This window comes from Ruegeria sp. CG11 (assembly GCF_056537245.1).
In genome coordinates, this window is the sequence record NZ_JBQFRE010000001.1 from 402464 (window position 1) to 417653 (window position 15190).

Consider the following 15190-nt stretch of genomic DNA (forward strand, 5'->3'; position numbering starts at 1 on the left):
ACGTGATCGGATTCGTCTAGTTCTGTCAACAAAACTCAGTCACCGAAGGGAGCAGCCCATGGCCCATGCCGATCCGGCCTTCAGCCTGGCCGAATACGACCGTCGGCTGACAAAGACGCGTGCAGCCATGGCAAAGGCAGGGCTGGATGCCCTGTTTGTCGAGGACCCGTCGAACATGGCGTGGCTGACCGGGTACGAGGGATGGTCTTTCTACGTGCACCAGGGCGTTCTGGTCCTGCACGACCGCGACCCGATCTGGTGGGGTCGAAATCAGGACGCCAACGGCGCACGGCGCACGGTCTGGATGCAAGATGATCGGATTTTCGGCTATGCGGACCATTATGTGCAATCGACCGTTCGCCATCCCATGCAGGACCTTGCGGCGTTGATCCGAAACTGTGGACTCGCTGCAGGCCGAATTGGCGTCGAGTTGGACAACTACTATTACTCGGCCAAAGCGCATCTGACCTTGGTTGCGGAATTGCCCGAGGCTGAACTGAAAAACGCGAACGCGCTGGTGAACTGGCAGCGTGCGGTGAAGTCTGAGGAAGAGATTGCTTTGATGCGCAAGGCTGCTCGCATCTCGGAGCACGTGATCGACGGCGTGTTGGAAAGGGTCGAGCCGGGCCTACGCAAGAATGAACTGGTCGCACAGATTTACCATGATGCGATTTCGGGTGTTGGGGACGTTTGGGGCGATTATGCCGCCATCGTACCACTGCTGCCTTCAGGTTCGGACGCTGCCGCACCTCATCTGACATGGGATGGGGCGCCCTTCAAATCCGGTGAATGCACGTTCTTCGAATTATCCGGCTGCTATCGTCGTTATCACACGCCCTTTTGCCGATCGGTTTTTCTGGGCCAGCCGCCCGACCATTTGCTGCGGGCCGAGGCTGCATTGGTCGAAGGACTCGAGGCCGGGTTGGACGCCGCCCGCGCAGGCAATCAGGCCCGCGACATTGCGCTGGCACTGGCCGCCCCGCTGGAACGCGCCGGGATCGAACGCGGTGCACGCTGCGGCTATCCGGTGGGTCTCAGCTATCCGCCGGACTGGGGAGAGCGCACCATATCCCTGCGCCCCGAGGACGAGACCGTTCTGGAACCCGGCATGACCTTCCACTTTATGCCCGGCCTCTGGATGGACGATTGGGGCCTTGAGATCACCGAGTCGATTCTGATCACCGAAACCGGACCTGCCGAATGTTTCTGCAACCGGCCCCGCAAACTGTTTGTGAAACCATGACCCTGCTCAGAACCACCGAAATCCTTGCCGACCTGATTGCCTTTGAAACGGTCTCTGCCGATAGCAACCTTGAGATCATCCGCTATCTGACCGAACGGCTTGAGGCGCTGGGCGCGCGGTGCATCGAAACGCGGGATGCGACCGGAGCCAAGGCGAATGTCTTTGCTACGCTGGGGCCGAACATGCCCGGAGGCATCCTGCTGTCCGGCCACACGGATGTGGTTCCGGTGGCAGATCAAGACTGGACCACCGACCCATTTGAGATGACCGAGAAGGACGGTCGACTTTATGGTCGCGGCACCTGTGACATGAAAGGCTTCATCGCCGCAGCACTGGCCTTTGCCGAGACGCTGGACATCAGCAAACTTACCCAACCGCTTCATTTTGCCTTTACCTATGACGAGGAAACCGGCTGCCTGGGCGCGCAGAACCTTGTGGACGACCTGTCCAAGCGCGGTATCGTTCCGGACATCGCCATCATCGGCGAACCCACCGAGATGCGGGTGATCGAGGGGCATAAGGGTTGCTTCGAATACACCACCAGCTTTGTTGGCCTCGAAGGCCACAGCTCGGCCCCGGATGACGGTGTGAATGCTGCAGAATACGCGGCGCGCTATATCGGCAAGCTGCTGGAATTGCGCCACATCCTGAAATCCCGCGCACCGAAGGGCAGCCCGTTCGAGCCACCGTGGACCACGGTCAATGTCGGGCGCATCTCGGGCGGCGTTGCCCATAACGTTATTGCCAGCAAGGCCGAAGTTGCGTGGGAAATGCGCCCTGTTCAATCCAGCGATGCGGAACTGGTGCGCAAAACCCTGTCGGACTATGTGCAACACACACTGCTGCCCGACATGCAGGCGGTTCACCCCGAGGCCAGCATCACGCAGGAGGCCGTCGCAGAAGTTCAGGGACTTGAACCCATGGACGAAAACGCCGCACGCACGCTTGTCGCCGAACTGACCGGCGCGAATGGCACCGGTGTTGTCGCCTTCGCCACCGAAGCCGGGCTGTTCCAGCAACTGGGTGTGCATGCAATTGTCTGCGGGCCGGGTTCGATCACGCAGGCGCACAAAGCGGATGAGTATGTCGAGATCGAACAGCTCGACCTGTGCTGCCGGATGTTAAACCGTTTGGGGCGTCGCCTGATGTCCTAACCCGTTCCATGAGAACAGTCATAGGCGGATCGCGGCGGTTGAACATGCGCCGCGCGTGCGTCTTCGCCCGGATCATAGACCTCCATCACCAAGGGGTAACAGGCGGCTACGTCCGAGGAATGCTCGGACGAACAATCGCCACCGGGGCAGGCCGAGAGCCCAACGATCAGGTCGATCTCGGCGTAGAATTCCAGATAGTCTCCCGGACGCACCGGACTGGCCTTCATGAAGTACTGGCCAGTATCGCGTGTGAAGCCGGTGCACATAAAGACATTGAGCACATCATGGACCAGCATCTCGGCCTCGTGCAGCGGCAGGTTGCAATGGCTGGCCAACGCGCGGGTCAGGTTGGAATGGCAGCAATAGTGATAGTCATCGCCCGACAGCAACCGTCCGGTATAGGGATCACAGCGCGTGCCAATCACGTCATGAACCGAACCGCCAAAGGCATCGAACCCATACCAGTCTAGCGTATCATCCACGATGGTCGCCATCGGGCGCATATTGGGAAAGCTCGACCACATACGGTCTCCGGTCGACAGGTGGGTCCCATGCAGGGCGCGGGTCTTGCCGGAATAAAACCGCTCGGTCAGGTCGTGTTTGTTCCACATATTCAGGTCGCCGACCTGAGGGCCATCGACCGATAGCACCCGAACAAACGCGCCTGCCGGCACGTCGATGCAGGTGGCATCCCGCGGGGCAGCGATGGCCTCGGCCGTCTTCTTGGCCCCTGTCCGCAGCTTGGACAAGGCCACGAGATCCGGGCGCTCTAACGCTTCGGGCGGGTAGCAGATGACCGGAGGAATGACCTTGCGCTCCTCCGCATCCGACGGTGCCGCGAAGTTTGGTTTTTTCAGTTTCATGAGCGCCCTCCCCTGCGTTTACACAGGCTTAACGCATTACAAACGGGTTCGCCATCGGCTCTTGCGCGGTGCTGATCCAGGTTGTCTTGGTTCGGGTATAGTCGAGGATCGCCTCGACCCCAGCTTCCCGCCCATAGCCCGACTGATTGAACCCGCCAAAAGGCGCAATCGGAGAGATCGCGCGGTAGGTATTCACCCAGCAGATCCCCGCCCTGATCCGTTTCGATACGCGATGCGCCCGCGCCAAATTCTGGGTGAAGACGCCAGATCCCAACCCGTAGGGCGTACTGTTTGCCAGCGCGATGGCCTCGTCTTCGGTATCGAAGGGCAGCAGAGACATCACGGGTCCGAACATCTCAACCTTTAACGTTTCGGTCTCGGGTGAGGCGCATTGAACCAGCGTCGGTGTCATGTAGTTGCCCGGACGATCCGCAGGCGCGCCACCAAAGCGGATTACCGCGCCCTGTCCTTGTGCCGTGGCCAGGGTTGCCTCGATCTTGCGCACCTGGGCGGCAGTACAGAGCGGGCCAACATGCGTATCGGATTGCAGCGGATCACCCAGCCGAATGGCGCTGGCTTTCTGTTCGATCCTTTCGATCAACGGCTCCAGAATGGACCGATGCACCAGTCCGCGCGTCCCTGCCACACAGCTTTGACCCGAAGCCCCGAAATTCCCTGCGATCAGCCCGTTCGCCGCGCCTTCCAGATCAGCGTCATCGAACACAAGGATCGGGGACTTGCCGCCCAGTTCCAACGAGGTCACCGCAAAATTTTCGGCCGAGTTGCGCACCACATGCCGCGCGGTTTCCGGCCCTCCGGTAAAGGCAATACGGTCGATATCGGAATGACGGGTCAGCGGAATGGCACAGTTTTCGGCGTCGCCGGTGATGACCGAGACGACGCCGGGCGGGAACCCGGCCTGCTCGATCAGGCGTGCAAACTCCAGCATCGGCGCAGGCGCGATTTCTGAGGCTTTCAACACCACCGAACACCCCGCCGCCAAGGCCGGACCCAATTTGGTAGCCGTCAGGAACATCTGCGCGTTCCACGGCACGATGGCCGCCACAACACCGATCGGTTCTCGTGTTGTGAAAACGTGCATGTCAGGCTTGTCGATGGGCAGAACCGTGCCTTCAACCTTGTCCGCCAGCCCTGCGAAATAGCGATAGTAATCCGCAACATATCCCGTCTGCGCCGAGGTTTCCGCCAGCAGCTTGCCGCTGTCGGTGGTCTCCAACTCTCCCAGCCGTGCGGCGTTTTCGGCTACCAGATCAGCAAGACGATAAAGCAGCTTACCCCGCGCAGTTTGTGTCATGTCGCGCCACGCCGGATCATCCAGAACCCGTCTGGCTGCGGCGACAGCCCGATCAACATCACCGGCCGAGGCGCAGGCAAATGTCGCCCACCCCTGCCCAGTGGCCGGGTTTTCCGAGGTCATGACCTGACCATCCGACCCCTCGGTCCATTCGCCATCAATGAATAGCTGAAAATGCGGAAGATTTCCCATGATAGTCCTCACTGAAAAGCTGGCATGACGTCATCGATGAACCGCGCTAGCGAGGCGCGTTTGCGGTCGTTGGTCATGCCGCTGTCGACCCAGAACGAAAATTCATCATAGCCCAGATCCTCATAGCGTTTGATCCGGTCGATCACCTGCTGCGCCGTCCCGACGGTCAGGTCCTGGCCCAGCTTCTCGGTGGTGTACATCGGGTTCGCGTCCATTTCCTCAGGCGAGATCGGTTCGATCAGCCCCTGCTGAATGGGTCGCTTGTTCAGGAACCAAGCGCCGAAGTAGTTGTAATAGCGCCGCAAATCCTCGACCCCTTGCGCAACATCAGCGTCGTCTTTGCCGACGTAGGTGTGGTGCAGCAGCATGATTTTGGGGCGCGGCCCGGCATAGCTGTCGCAGGCATCGTTGAAACGGCCCATCAGCGTCTCGATCTCTTCCATCCCCTGCCACAACGGTGTGACCTGAATGTTGAAACCGTTGTGCACGCCGAACTCGTGACTGTTGGGATCACGTGCCGCGATCCAGATCGGAGGGCCACCATCCTGCAGCGGTTTCGGGGCCGAGGTCGTCGCCGGGAAGGAATAGAACTCGCCCTCATGCGCGCAGTCGCCTTCCCAGATCTTCGGCAGCAGAGGCGTGGATTCGCGCATTTTCTGACCAGCCTCCCACGCATCCATACCCGGCGCCAGACGCTCATATTCAAACGAATACGCCCCGCGTGCGACCCCCAACTCGATGCGGCCCTTTGTGATCTGGTCCGCCGCCGCGGCCTCGCCCGCAAGTTTGATCGGATGCCAGAACGGCGCGATCACGGTGCCGGTGCCAAGGCGAACGTTTTTGGTGTGGTGCGCCAGATCGACCAGAGGCAGGAACGGGTTGGGCGCAATGGTGAACTCCATCCCGTGATGTTCACCAGTCCAGACCGCGCGCATGCCGCCCTCGTCGGCCATCTTCGCCAGACCCACGAATTCGTCGTAGAGAACGTCATGAGGCTGGTCGGGCGTCAAACGCTCCATATGGGCAAACAGAGAAAACTCCATCATCCGGCTCCTTTAGCGAAAATTGTGAATGTCGCCCCGCTCAGCGTCGCCCAGATAGAGGGCGAAATCGCCGGTCTGGGCCTCGCGCGCAAAGCGGGTCATCATATGGTGAATTCCGGGTGTGACATAGGTCAGGTTGGGCAGGTCCTCGACCGCGACCCAACGGGTGTTTTCGGGCGGTGCAGCCTGTTCGGCCGATGCCAGAAAGAAGGTGTAGTGCAGCTTGGTGTCCACATCGTTGAACGCGGAATAGACCTGATCGATCCGCGCGTGGATGCCCCGCTCGCCCAATCCCTGAGCCAGCCTGTTTCGCTGGCCACCAGGTTCGGCACCGGCGACCTGAACGGGACGGAAACGACCGTCATGATCCTCCAAAAGAACCTTGCCACCGGATGCGATGATGGCCCCACAAAGCGTCGGCACTTTCGAGTCCATCTCACGCTCCAACCCAAGGCTGAAATACGAGCCGCTTACATAACCAAGGCCGTCACCCGCAGCGTGCGAGAACTCAAGCACCCGCCCCATCAGAATTGTGTGGTCGCCCGCCGGGATGGCTTGATGCGTTTCGCAACAGAACTGCGCCAGCGCTCCGTCGATCAGCGGCAGATTGTGCAAGCCGTTCCGGTGGGCCACTTTGGCGAACCGATCTCCCTTGTATCCGGCAAAGGTGTTCGAGACGTCCTGCTGGCCCTCGGCCAGGATATTGACGGCGAAGTGTCGGCAGTTGGTAAAAACCTCATAGCTGGACAGGAACTTGCCCGGGCAGACCAGCAACAGCGGCGGATCAAGGGACACAGAGGAAAAGGAATTGGCCGTGAATCCGACCGGAGCGCCGGTCGCGTCACGCGTTGTCACCACCGTCACACCGGTCATGAAGCTGCCAAAGGCATCACGCAGGGCGCGTGGGTCAGGCATCGTCATGGCAAACACTCCTGCAGAAAGCGCAACAGGACGGCGTTGACCGCATCTGCATGGGTCATCGGCATCATATGCGCCGCATTCGGGATGATTTCTGCCCGTCCCTTGGGTACCAACCCGGCCATGTCGCGCGACATTTGGGGGGTTGAGTTCGGCTCATCCGCGCCAGTCAGAAACAAGGCCGGGCAGGCAATTGCAGCCAGTTGCGCCTTGGTCGGCCCATCGCTTTCGGCGAACACCGTGTAGGCGGCCTTGTAGGCCCGCGGATCGACCTCTTGCAGCCAGCGCGCGCAGGCGTCGTGTTCCGCTGACGCATCCTCAGCAAACCACCGTTGCAGAGTGACCGTCGGATCGTTCGATTGCGTTTCATCCAACGCATACGCCCGCGACAGGACCGCTTTTCGGGCTGCCTCCGGCCGCTGAAAAATTGCATTCAGGGCGGCAAGGCCTTTGATGTTCGGGTTTCCCGAGGCCGCGATGTAGGTCGCAATCAGCGCCCCCATCGAATGCCCGATCAATACGGCGGGTTCTTGTATCAACGCGGCAACCGGCGCGGCATAACTGTCCAGCCCATCGACCGCAGTGAACGGCGTGTCGCCATGCCCGGGCATATCCGGGCACAGTACGCGATACCCGGCAGAGACCAGCGGTTCGATCTGTGCACCCCACGCCTCGGCCCGCAAGCCGACGCCGTGCAACAGAACGACCAGAGGCCCTGTGCCCACATCAATCGAGGCCAGTTCGCCGTATTCAGACCGAGGCTGGGTTGTCCACGTCATGACCCAGATCCTTCAAATCCTGATACCGGTCTCCGATGCGATGGTGGGGCCGACCCGAGGTTGCGCCACCCAGCACGATCACCACCTCATCCGCGCGCGGTGCATCGGGAATGGCGAATTGCAGTGTCAGGTAGTGAGACCGGCGGCCCGCATCGTTCTTGTCCATCAACGGCACCATGATCGGCGCACTTGCCGGGCCGCGCGTGTTGGTAAAAGACAGATACGATTTTGCGGCCACCGCCTGCCGGAAGTGATTGCCGAAATGCAGCGTATGGATCAGGCCCGAGGCGTGCTCGACCTCGCCATCCAGCCCCACGACAGCGGCCTTGCCATAGGCTTCGATGGCATCACCGCTGCCCGCCAAAGCAATCATCCGACTGGTCAGTTCTGCGCCCAGGATCGGGGCAAAACTCAGAATCTCGGGGCGCAGGTCTTCGACATAGCGGCCCGCCCACGGGTTCGACACCACTGCGGCCACTGCGAACATCCGCCACGGGCGCTCGGCCTTGCGAAATCCTTCGACCAGAACCTCTTCGTCATAGGTCACGATTTTCCGAATATTTGGCTCCACAGGCGCCCCCTTTTCTGTCGTTGACAAACTATCCTCGCCCAGGGGCCGCTTTGACAAACGAAAGAACTTCGGTCTTAGGTATTAATGACTCTAATATGTAGGTTACCAATGTCGAAATCCCTGCCCCCGCTGACTTGGTTCAGATCGTTCGAAGCCGCGGCCCGACGGCTCAGTTCGACCGCCGCCGCCGAGGAGATCGGGCTGACGCAATCCGCCGTTAGCCAGCAGATCAGGTCGTTGGAAACCCGGTTGGGCGTGGTGCTGTTTCACCGCCATGCGCGCGGGCTGTCCCTGACCGACGAAGGCCGCAAGTTGCTGCCACAGGTCGAGGCCGCGCTTGAGATGTTGCATTCCGCCGCCTCGCCCTATCTGGCCGAGGAACGGGCGCGGCATATTACTGTTGCGGCCTCGGTCAGTGTGCTGGAATGGGTGATTTCCCCGGCCCTGCCCCAGTTTCAGAAGCAGAACCCTGATACGTCCGTGCGGTTCGTCAGTACAATCTGGCCCGATGAATTCGCCGCCTCTCGCGCAGATGTCGAGATTCGGTTCGGGTCTGAAAAGCAGGTTGGTCGGGATGCGACAGCACTGCGGCCCAATCACCTGATCGCAGTGAAAGCACCACAGCTTTCGGGCGGCCTGCAAGACCTGCCGCTGATCGGAACTGTTGGAACATCGGACAATTGGGGGTCTTGGGCCGAAGCGACAAATCGGCCGGTTGGTGCCCCTGCGTTCTATGTCGATTCCTATGGCCTTGCCCTGCAATTGGCCACAACTGGTAACGGTGTTGCTTTGGTCAACGCTCTGATCGCCGGTCATGCCCTGCAAACCGGTCAGGTCGTGCTTGCATCCGATGCCTCTTCTGCGGCCAGCGAAGGGTACTTTCTTGCAGTGCAGCGGCGCTCGCCCGAGGTTGATGCCTTTGTGCAATGGTTTACCGAAATTCAGCGCGATGAGACAAACGCGCAAGTCTGATTCAGGCAAGCCGATGTCGCATCTGAGGATATCCAAATACCTCTGAATAGTGAATTCTGGCGAAAAAGGTCCGATTCATGCGATATTCCGGCTTTCGAGTCATCAAAGAGGCGCTTACCGGCCACAAAGGGTGGAAACCGGTCTGGCGCGAGCCCGAACCCAAGGCGCATTACGACATCGTCGTGATCGGTGGCGGAGGCCATGGCCTTGCTACAGCGCACTACCTGTCCAAGGTCTATGGTCATCGCAACGTGGCCGTGGTCGAAAAAGGCTGGATCGGCGGTGGCAATGTGGGGCGGAACACGACGATTGTCCGCTCGAATTACATGCTCGACGGGAACGAACCGTTTTACGAGTTCTCGATGAAGCTGTGGGAAGGGCTTGAGCAAGACCTGAACTACAACGCCATGATGAGCCAACGCGGGATCATCAACCTGTTCCACACCGACGGCCAGCGCGACGCCTATACACGACGCGGTAATGCGATGATCCTGAACGGCGCGGATGCCGAGCTGTTGGATGCTGACCAAGTGCGCAAGGAGCACCCCTACCTGAACTTCGACGACGCCCGCTTTCCAATCAAAGGCGGCCTGGTGCAGCGACGTGCAGGTACAGCCCGCCACGATGCGGTGGCCTGGGGCTTTGCGCGGTCGGCTGACCTGCACGGCGTGGATATCATCCAGAACTGCGAGGTCACCAGTCTACGGATCGAGAACGGAAAATGTCTGGGCGTGGAGACCACCAAGGGCTTCATCGGCGCGAACAAAGTGGGTTGCGCGGTTGCAGGCAGTTCCAGCCGAGTGATGGGAATGGCCGGGATGCGCCTGCCGATCGAAAGCCACGTCCTGCAGGCCTTTGTATCCGAGGGCCTGAAACCCGTTCTACCCAGCGTCATCACCTTTGGCGCGGGCCACTTTTACGTCAGCCAGTCTGACAAGGGCGGGCTGGTCTTTGGCGGCGATATCGACGGCTACAACACCTATGCCCAACGCGGCAACTTGCCGGTGGTCGAGGATGTTTGCGAAGGCGGTGTCGCCCTGATGCCGATGATCGGGCGCGCGCGCCTGCTGCGGATGTGGGGCGGCGTGATGGACATGTCGATGGACGGCTCGCCTATCATCGACCGCACCCCGGTCGAAGGGCTCTATTTCAACGGTGGCTGGTGTTACGGCGGGTTCAAGGCCACCCCGGCCTCGGGCCATTGCTTTGCGCACCTTCTGGCGAAAGACGAACCACATCCTGTCGCTACCGCCTATCGCCTCGACCGGTTCCAGACCGGCCGGATGATCGACGAAAAAGGCGTGGGCAACCAGCCCAACCTGCACTGAGGGGACCGTTCCATGATTATCAACCATCCCCTTCTGGGCCCGCGTGACGCGTCAGAATTCACCTATCTGGGCGACGCATCCCTGATCGACCGCCCCGATTGGCAGGACGAGAACGCGGCCGAGGCGTTCTATGAATACGGCTATCTGCGCGATAACCCCGCAGGTGAGCATCAGGAGCTTTGGTATCACGAGGCCGGAGATCGCTCGTGGCTGGTCGTCACGCGTAACACGCTGACACATGAGATTTCAAAGGTGGAACTGGCCCGCGACGTGGCCCGCGCTCGGGGGCGATCCAAATGACTCAGACCAACAGGCTTGATGGCGGCCAGATCGACCGCAACACTTCTCTGAGCTTCCGTTTCGACGGGCGCAACTTTACCGCCCACCCCGGTGATACTCTGGCCTCGGCCCTGCTGGCCAACGATGTGCGTCTGATCGGGCGGTCGTTCAAATATCACCGTCCGCGTGGGTTGCTGACCGCAGGGTCAGAGGAACCCAACGGCATGGTCGAACTGCGCACCGGTGCCCGGAAAGAACCCAACACCCGCGCCACAACCATTGAGATGTTCGACGGGCTGGAGGCCTATTCACAGAACCGCTGGCCCAGCCTCAAATTCGATGCGCTGGCGGTGAACGATATGTTCTCAAACTTCCTGTCGGCGGGGTTCTACTACAAAACCTTCATGTGGCCCGCCGCGTTTTGGGAAAAGCTCTACGAGCCAATAATCCGTCGCGCTGCTGGCTTGGGGTCTCTGTCGATGGAGGCCGACCCGGACGAGTACGACAAGGGTTTCCGCCACTGCGATTTGCTGATCATCGGGGCCGGTCCTGCTGGTCTGATGGCGGCTCTGACCGCTGGTCGTGCTGGCGCCGATGTTATCCTGGCCGATGAGGACTTCGCCCTCGGCGGGCGTCTGAACAGCGAGACCTTTGCGGTCGGCGACCACAGCGCTTCGGAATGGGCCGCGCAGGCGGTGGTTGAACTGTCTTCGATGCCCAACGTCCGCCTGATGCCGCGCACAACCGTGATCGGCGCATTCGATCATGGCATCTATGGCGCGGTGGAACGGACCGGAGATCACCTGGCCACCCTACCCGAGGGTAAACCGCGCCAGATACTGTGGCGCATCTACACGCAAAAAGCGTTGTTGTGTGCCGGGGCCACGGAACGCCCGATTGCGTTTGAAAACAACGACCGGCCCGGCATCATGATGGCCAGCGCCTTGCGCACCTATGCAAACCGCTTCGCGGTCACGGCGTCGCAGCGAGTGGCGATTTTCACCAACAACGACGACGGACACCGGACCGCCGCTGATCTGCACGCCAAGGGCGTCAGGATCGCCGCTGTGGTGGATGTGCGCGAGGACGCGCCCTCCAGCTATGACTACGAAGTGCTGAAAGGCGCTCAGGTCACGAATACCAAAGGCCGCCACGGGTTGAGCTTCGTTGAAGTCTCCTTGCCTGACGGCTCGACCCGAACCTTGGATTGCGGTGCACTGGGTGTGTCCGGGGGCTGGAACCCGAATGTCCACCTGACCTGCCACCAGCGAGGTCGCCCGGTCTGGAACGACGCGCTGGCGGCTTTTGTTCCCGGTGGCGAACTGCCCGTGGGCATGTCCGTGGCAGGCGCGGCAGACGGGATCATGTCGGCCTATGGCGCCCTGCAATCCGGTGCAGAGGGCGCGGCCAAGGCGCTGGACCTGACCGATGCCCTGCCCGACCTGCCCGAGGCCGAGGACGCTCCAATCGCGCAGAAACCCTTCTGGTATGTGCAGGGTTGCAAGCGCGCATGGGTCGACCAGCAGAACGACGTGACCGTCAAGGACGTCAAGCTGAGCTATCAGGAAGGCTTCCGCTCGGTCGAGCACCTGAAGCGCTATACCACGCTGGGCATGGCGACCGATCAGGGCAAGACCTCGAACATCACCGGGCTGGCGATCATGGCCGAAGTGGCCGGTAAATCGATCCCCGAGGTCGGCACCACGATCTTCCGCCCACCCTACACGCCGGTTCCAATTGCCACCTTCGCGGGGCGGATGAAGGGGCAGGAATTCCACCCGACCCGCCTGACGCCCTCACACTACTGGGCCAAGGAACGCGGCGCGGTGTTTGTCGAGGTTGGCAACTGGCTGCGCGCGCAGTGGTTCCCCCAACCCGGTGAGACACACTGGCGGGAATCAGTGGACCGTGAGGTGCGCCAGACCCGAGCATCTGTCGGGGTGTGCGACTGCACCACGTTGGGCAAGATCGATGTCCAAGGCACGGACGCCGCCGAGTTTCTGAACCGCATCTATGCCAACGGCTTTGCCAAACTGGCCGTGGGCAAAACCCGATATGGTCTGATGCTGCGCGAAGACGGCATGGTCATGGATGACGGTACCGCCGCGCGGCTGGCCGAGGACCACTTTGTCGTCACCACCACCACAGCCAACGCCGTAAGTGTCTATCGCCACATGGAATTTGTGCGCCAATGCCTGTGCCCGGACATGGACGTGCAACTGATCTCGACCACCGAAGGCTGGGCGCAATACGCCGTGGCCGGACCCAACGCGCGCAAGCTGCTGCAAAAGATCGTCGATCCCGAGTTCGACATCTCGAACGAGGCGTTCCCCTTCATGGCTTGCGGCAACGTCACCGTCTGCGGCGGGCTGCGGGCGCGGCTGTTCCGGATCTCTTTCTCGGGCGAGCTGGCCTATGAGATCGCCGTGCCCTCGCGCTATGGCGATGCGCTGATGCGGCGCCTGATGACCGAAGGTGAGGAGCTCGACGTCGTCCCCTATGGCACCGAAGCGCTGGGTGTGATGCGGGTTGAAAAAGGCCACGCGGCCGGAAATGAGCTGAACGGCACCACCACGGCGCTGAACCTTGGGCTGGGCAAGATGGTGTCAAAGAAGAAGGACAGCATTGGCTCGGTCCTCTCGGAACGTGAAGCACTGGTTGAACCGGACGTTCTGCGGCTTGTGGGGATCAAACCCCTGCAGGCTGAGGACAAGATCACCGCTGGCGGTCACCTGATGAACACGGATGGACCTGTCGATGCCGCCCATGATCAGGGCTATGTCACCTCGGCCGTCTACTCGCCCATCCTGAACAGCAACATTGGTCTGGGTCTGGTCAAAAACGGCTCGGAACGGCTGGGCGAGAAAATGCGTCTGGTCTCCCCCCTGACCAACCTGACGGTTGAGGTCGAACTTGTCTCGGCCCATTTCGTTGATCCTGAAGGAGAACGTCTGCGTGCATGATCTTGTTGCGATAACCGCCCTAGGCCGAGCTGAGCCGCGTGTGGACTCCCTAGGTGGCGTCACATGCACCGAAGTCCCAGAAGTAGCGCTGGCATCGGTCGCCGCGCGCATGGGTCAGGAAACCAATGCCACCAAGGCACTTGCCAAGCTGATTGACGCGCCCGCGCCGGAGGTTGGCCGCTGGGCTGGCACGACGGTCAAAGCGTTTTGGGTTGGTCCGGACCAATGGATGGCCGAAGCCCCGTTCGAAAGCCATGAAGACCTTGCAGATCAGGTCAAGGCAACCCTTGGGGATGCGGCATCGGTGACGGAACAGACAGACGCGTGGACGCGGTTCGATCTGAGCGGTCAAGGCATCAAAGCGGTGCTGGAACTGCTGTGCCAGCTTGACCTGCGCAAGTTTGATGAGGGCAGCGCCGCGCGGTGTTCGATCCATCATGTGGGCTGTTTCGTAATAGGCCGGTCGGCCGAGATGGTCAGCCTATACGGCCCGCGATCTTCGGCCGGTTCGCTGCACCACGCAATCGTCACGGCGATGCGCTCGGTGCAATAACCCTCAGACCGAGGGCAGAGGAGCGTTGTCTTCAACCCGAAAACGGTTGATGCGACGCCTGTCCTCGCTGGGGCTGAGCCCGAAGGCCGCGCGGTAGTGGGTCACCAGTGGCGAGACCGAGCTGTATCCGACGGCCTCGGCGATCTCGGGGATCGGGTCCTTGGTATAGACCACCATCTGCCGCGCCGCCTTCATGCGCATGGCGCGGTAATAGTGGCTGGGGCTCTGCCCTGTCGCTTGCTTGAAGGCCCGCTCGATCTGGCGAGGTGTGACACCAGTCTGTTGCGCCACGTCCGCGATTGAGATCGGCTGGCTCATATGCGCTGCAAACAGCCCAACACAGCGGGACACCAACGGCGGCAGGCTGTCACCCGTACCCGGTGCATTGGCGCTGGGTACCTGTTGTCGAACCCCTGCCCCGCGCATCATCGGGTGCTGGAACCAACAGGCAACCTCATGCGCCACATCTCCGCCGAGACGGTCCTCAATCAGGTGTAAAGCCAAGTCAAAACCCGCCGCGGCACCGGACACCGTGTATCGGCCGGTGCTTTTGACGATCACTTCGCTGCGAGTATCCAAGTCGGGAAACTCGGCCTCGAACGCGGCCTCATAACACCAATGGACCGAAACCGGGTGACCTTGCATGACCCCAGACCGCACCAAAGGGAAAACCCCGGCGCTGATACCGCCAAGAACCGTTCCGTGTCGACCAAGGCCGCGCAATACGCCATTACCTGAACTCGGATTTTCGAAAACCGAGGTCGGGCTGCTCAGCAAAAACAGAATGTCGATGTCTTTGCAGTCGCTCAGTGACCGCTCGGCCTCGAACCCGACACCGGCACTGGATTGAACCTTTTGCCCACGCTCCGAGATCAGGGACCAGCAGAATGCCTCTTGCCCGGCGATTTCGTTGGCCGCCCGCAGCGGCTCGATCACTGAGGTCAGACAGGCCATGGGAAAGCCGTCAAACAGCAGAAAGCCTATCTCGATTCTGTTTCCATTTCGCATAAGGCTGTC

14 protein-coding genes are annotated in these 15190 nt (G+C 60.9%); 7 read left to right on the top strand and 7 right to left on the bottom strand.

Going from position 1 to position 15190, the window contains the following annotated elements; all coding sequences use genetic code 11:
- Window positions 1-58: 58 nt before the first annotated feature.
- The gene (gene doeA, locus ACR0KW_RS02025) at window positions 59-1243 is read left to right on the top strand and encodes an ectoine hydrolase DoeA (RefSeq protein ID WP_480803512.1); all 1185 of its coding nucleotides are present in this window, start codon (window positions 59-61) and stop codon (window positions 1241-1243) included.
- Window positions 1240-2397, top strand: a complete 1158-nt coding sequence (gene argE / locus ACR0KW_RS02030) for an acetylornithine deacetylase (protein WP_480803513.1) — start codon at window positions 1240-1242, stop codon at window positions 2395-2397. Before doeA ends, argE begins: the two co-directional genes overlap by 4 nt.
- On the opposite strand, the gene ACR0KW_RS02035 is transcribed toward argE, so the two are convergent.
- Genes ACR0KW_RS02035 through ACR0KW_RS02060 form a run of 6 tightly spaced genes read right to left on the bottom strand, consistent with a single transcriptional unit; the run spans window position 2394 to window position 8078 of the window.
- Window positions 2394-3260, bottom strand: a complete 867-nt coding sequence (locus ACR0KW_RS02035) for an urea carboxylase-associated family protein (RefSeq protein ID WP_480803514.1) — start codon at window positions 3258-3260, stop codon at window positions 2394-2396. The genes argE and ACR0KW_RS02035 overlap by 4 nt on opposite strands.
- Window positions 3261-3288: 28 nt before the next feature.
- A complete protein-coding gene (locus ACR0KW_RS02040) occupies window positions 3289-4767 on the bottom strand; it encodes an aldehyde dehydrogenase (protein WP_480803515.1) in 1479 nt (492 codons plus the stop codon).
- 8 nt (window positions 4768-4775) lie between these two features.
- Window positions 4776-5810, bottom strand: a complete 1035-nt coding sequence (locus tag ACR0KW_RS02045) for an LLM class flavin-dependent oxidoreductase (protein ID WP_170427932.1) — start codon at window positions 5808-5810, stop codon at window positions 4776-4778.
- A gap of 12 nt (window positions 5811-5822) precedes the next feature.
- Window positions 5823-6731, bottom strand: a complete 909-nt coding sequence (locus ACR0KW_RS02050; protein WP_480803516.1) for a flavin reductase family protein — start codon at window positions 6729-6731, stop codon at window positions 5823-5825.
- Complete coding sequence (locus tag ACR0KW_RS02055; protein ID WP_480803517.1) at window positions 6728-7507, bottom strand: alpha/beta fold hydrolase; 780 nt, start codon at window positions 7505-7507, stop codon at window positions 6728-6730. The genes ACR0KW_RS02050 and ACR0KW_RS02055 overlap by 4 nt, the downstream gene beginning before the upstream one ends.
- Window positions 7479-8078: an amino acid synthesis family protein gene (locus ACR0KW_RS02060; RefSeq protein WP_480803518.1), complete on the bottom strand. Its 600-nt coding sequence runs from the start codon at window positions 8076-8078 to the stop codon at window positions 7479-7481. Before ACR0KW_RS02060 ends, ACR0KW_RS02055 begins: the two co-directional genes overlap by 29 nt.
- Window positions 8079-8186: 108 nt before the next feature.
- Here ACR0KW_RS02060 and ACR0KW_RS02065 point away from each other — a divergent pair, with 108 nt between their 5' ends.
- From ACR0KW_RS02065 to ACR0KW_RS02085, 5 genes are all read left to right on the top strand, one after another.
- Entirely contained in the window at window positions 8187-9050 is an 864-nt protein-coding gene (locus ACR0KW_RS02065) for a LysR family transcriptional regulator (protein ID WP_480803519.1), read from the top strand.
- A 77-nt stretch (window positions 9051-9127) separates the two neighbouring features.
- Complete coding sequence (locus tag ACR0KW_RS02070) at window positions 9128-10378, top strand: sarcosine oxidase subunit beta family protein (RefSeq protein WP_480803520.1); 1251 nt, start codon at window positions 9128-9130, stop codon at window positions 10376-10378.
- A gap of 12 nt (window positions 10379-10390) precedes the next feature.
- On the top strand, window positions 10391-10678 hold the full coding sequence (locus ACR0KW_RS02075) for a sarcosine oxidase subunit delta (protein WP_480803521.1): 288 nt from the start codon (window positions 10391-10393) through the stop codon (window positions 10676-10678).
- A complete protein-coding gene (locus tag ACR0KW_RS02080; RefSeq protein WP_480803522.1) occupies window positions 10675-13620 on the top strand; it encodes a sarcosine oxidase subunit alpha family protein in 2946 nt (981 codons plus the stop codon). Before ACR0KW_RS02075 ends, ACR0KW_RS02080 begins: the two co-directional genes overlap by 4 nt.
- Entirely contained in the window at window positions 13613-14173 is a 561-nt protein-coding gene (locus tag ACR0KW_RS02085) for a sarcosine oxidase subunit gamma (RefSeq protein ID WP_480803523.1), read from the top strand. Before ACR0KW_RS02080 ends, ACR0KW_RS02085 begins: the two co-directional genes overlap by 8 nt.
- A gap of 3 nt (window positions 14174-14176) precedes the next feature.
- Here ACR0KW_RS02085 and ACR0KW_RS02090 read toward each other — a convergent pair whose 3' ends face one another.
- Entirely contained in the window at window positions 14177-15181 is a 1005-nt protein-coding gene (locus ACR0KW_RS02090) for a GlxA family transcriptional regulator (protein ID WP_480803524.1), read from the bottom strand.
- Window positions 15182-15190: the final 9 nt, after the last annotated feature.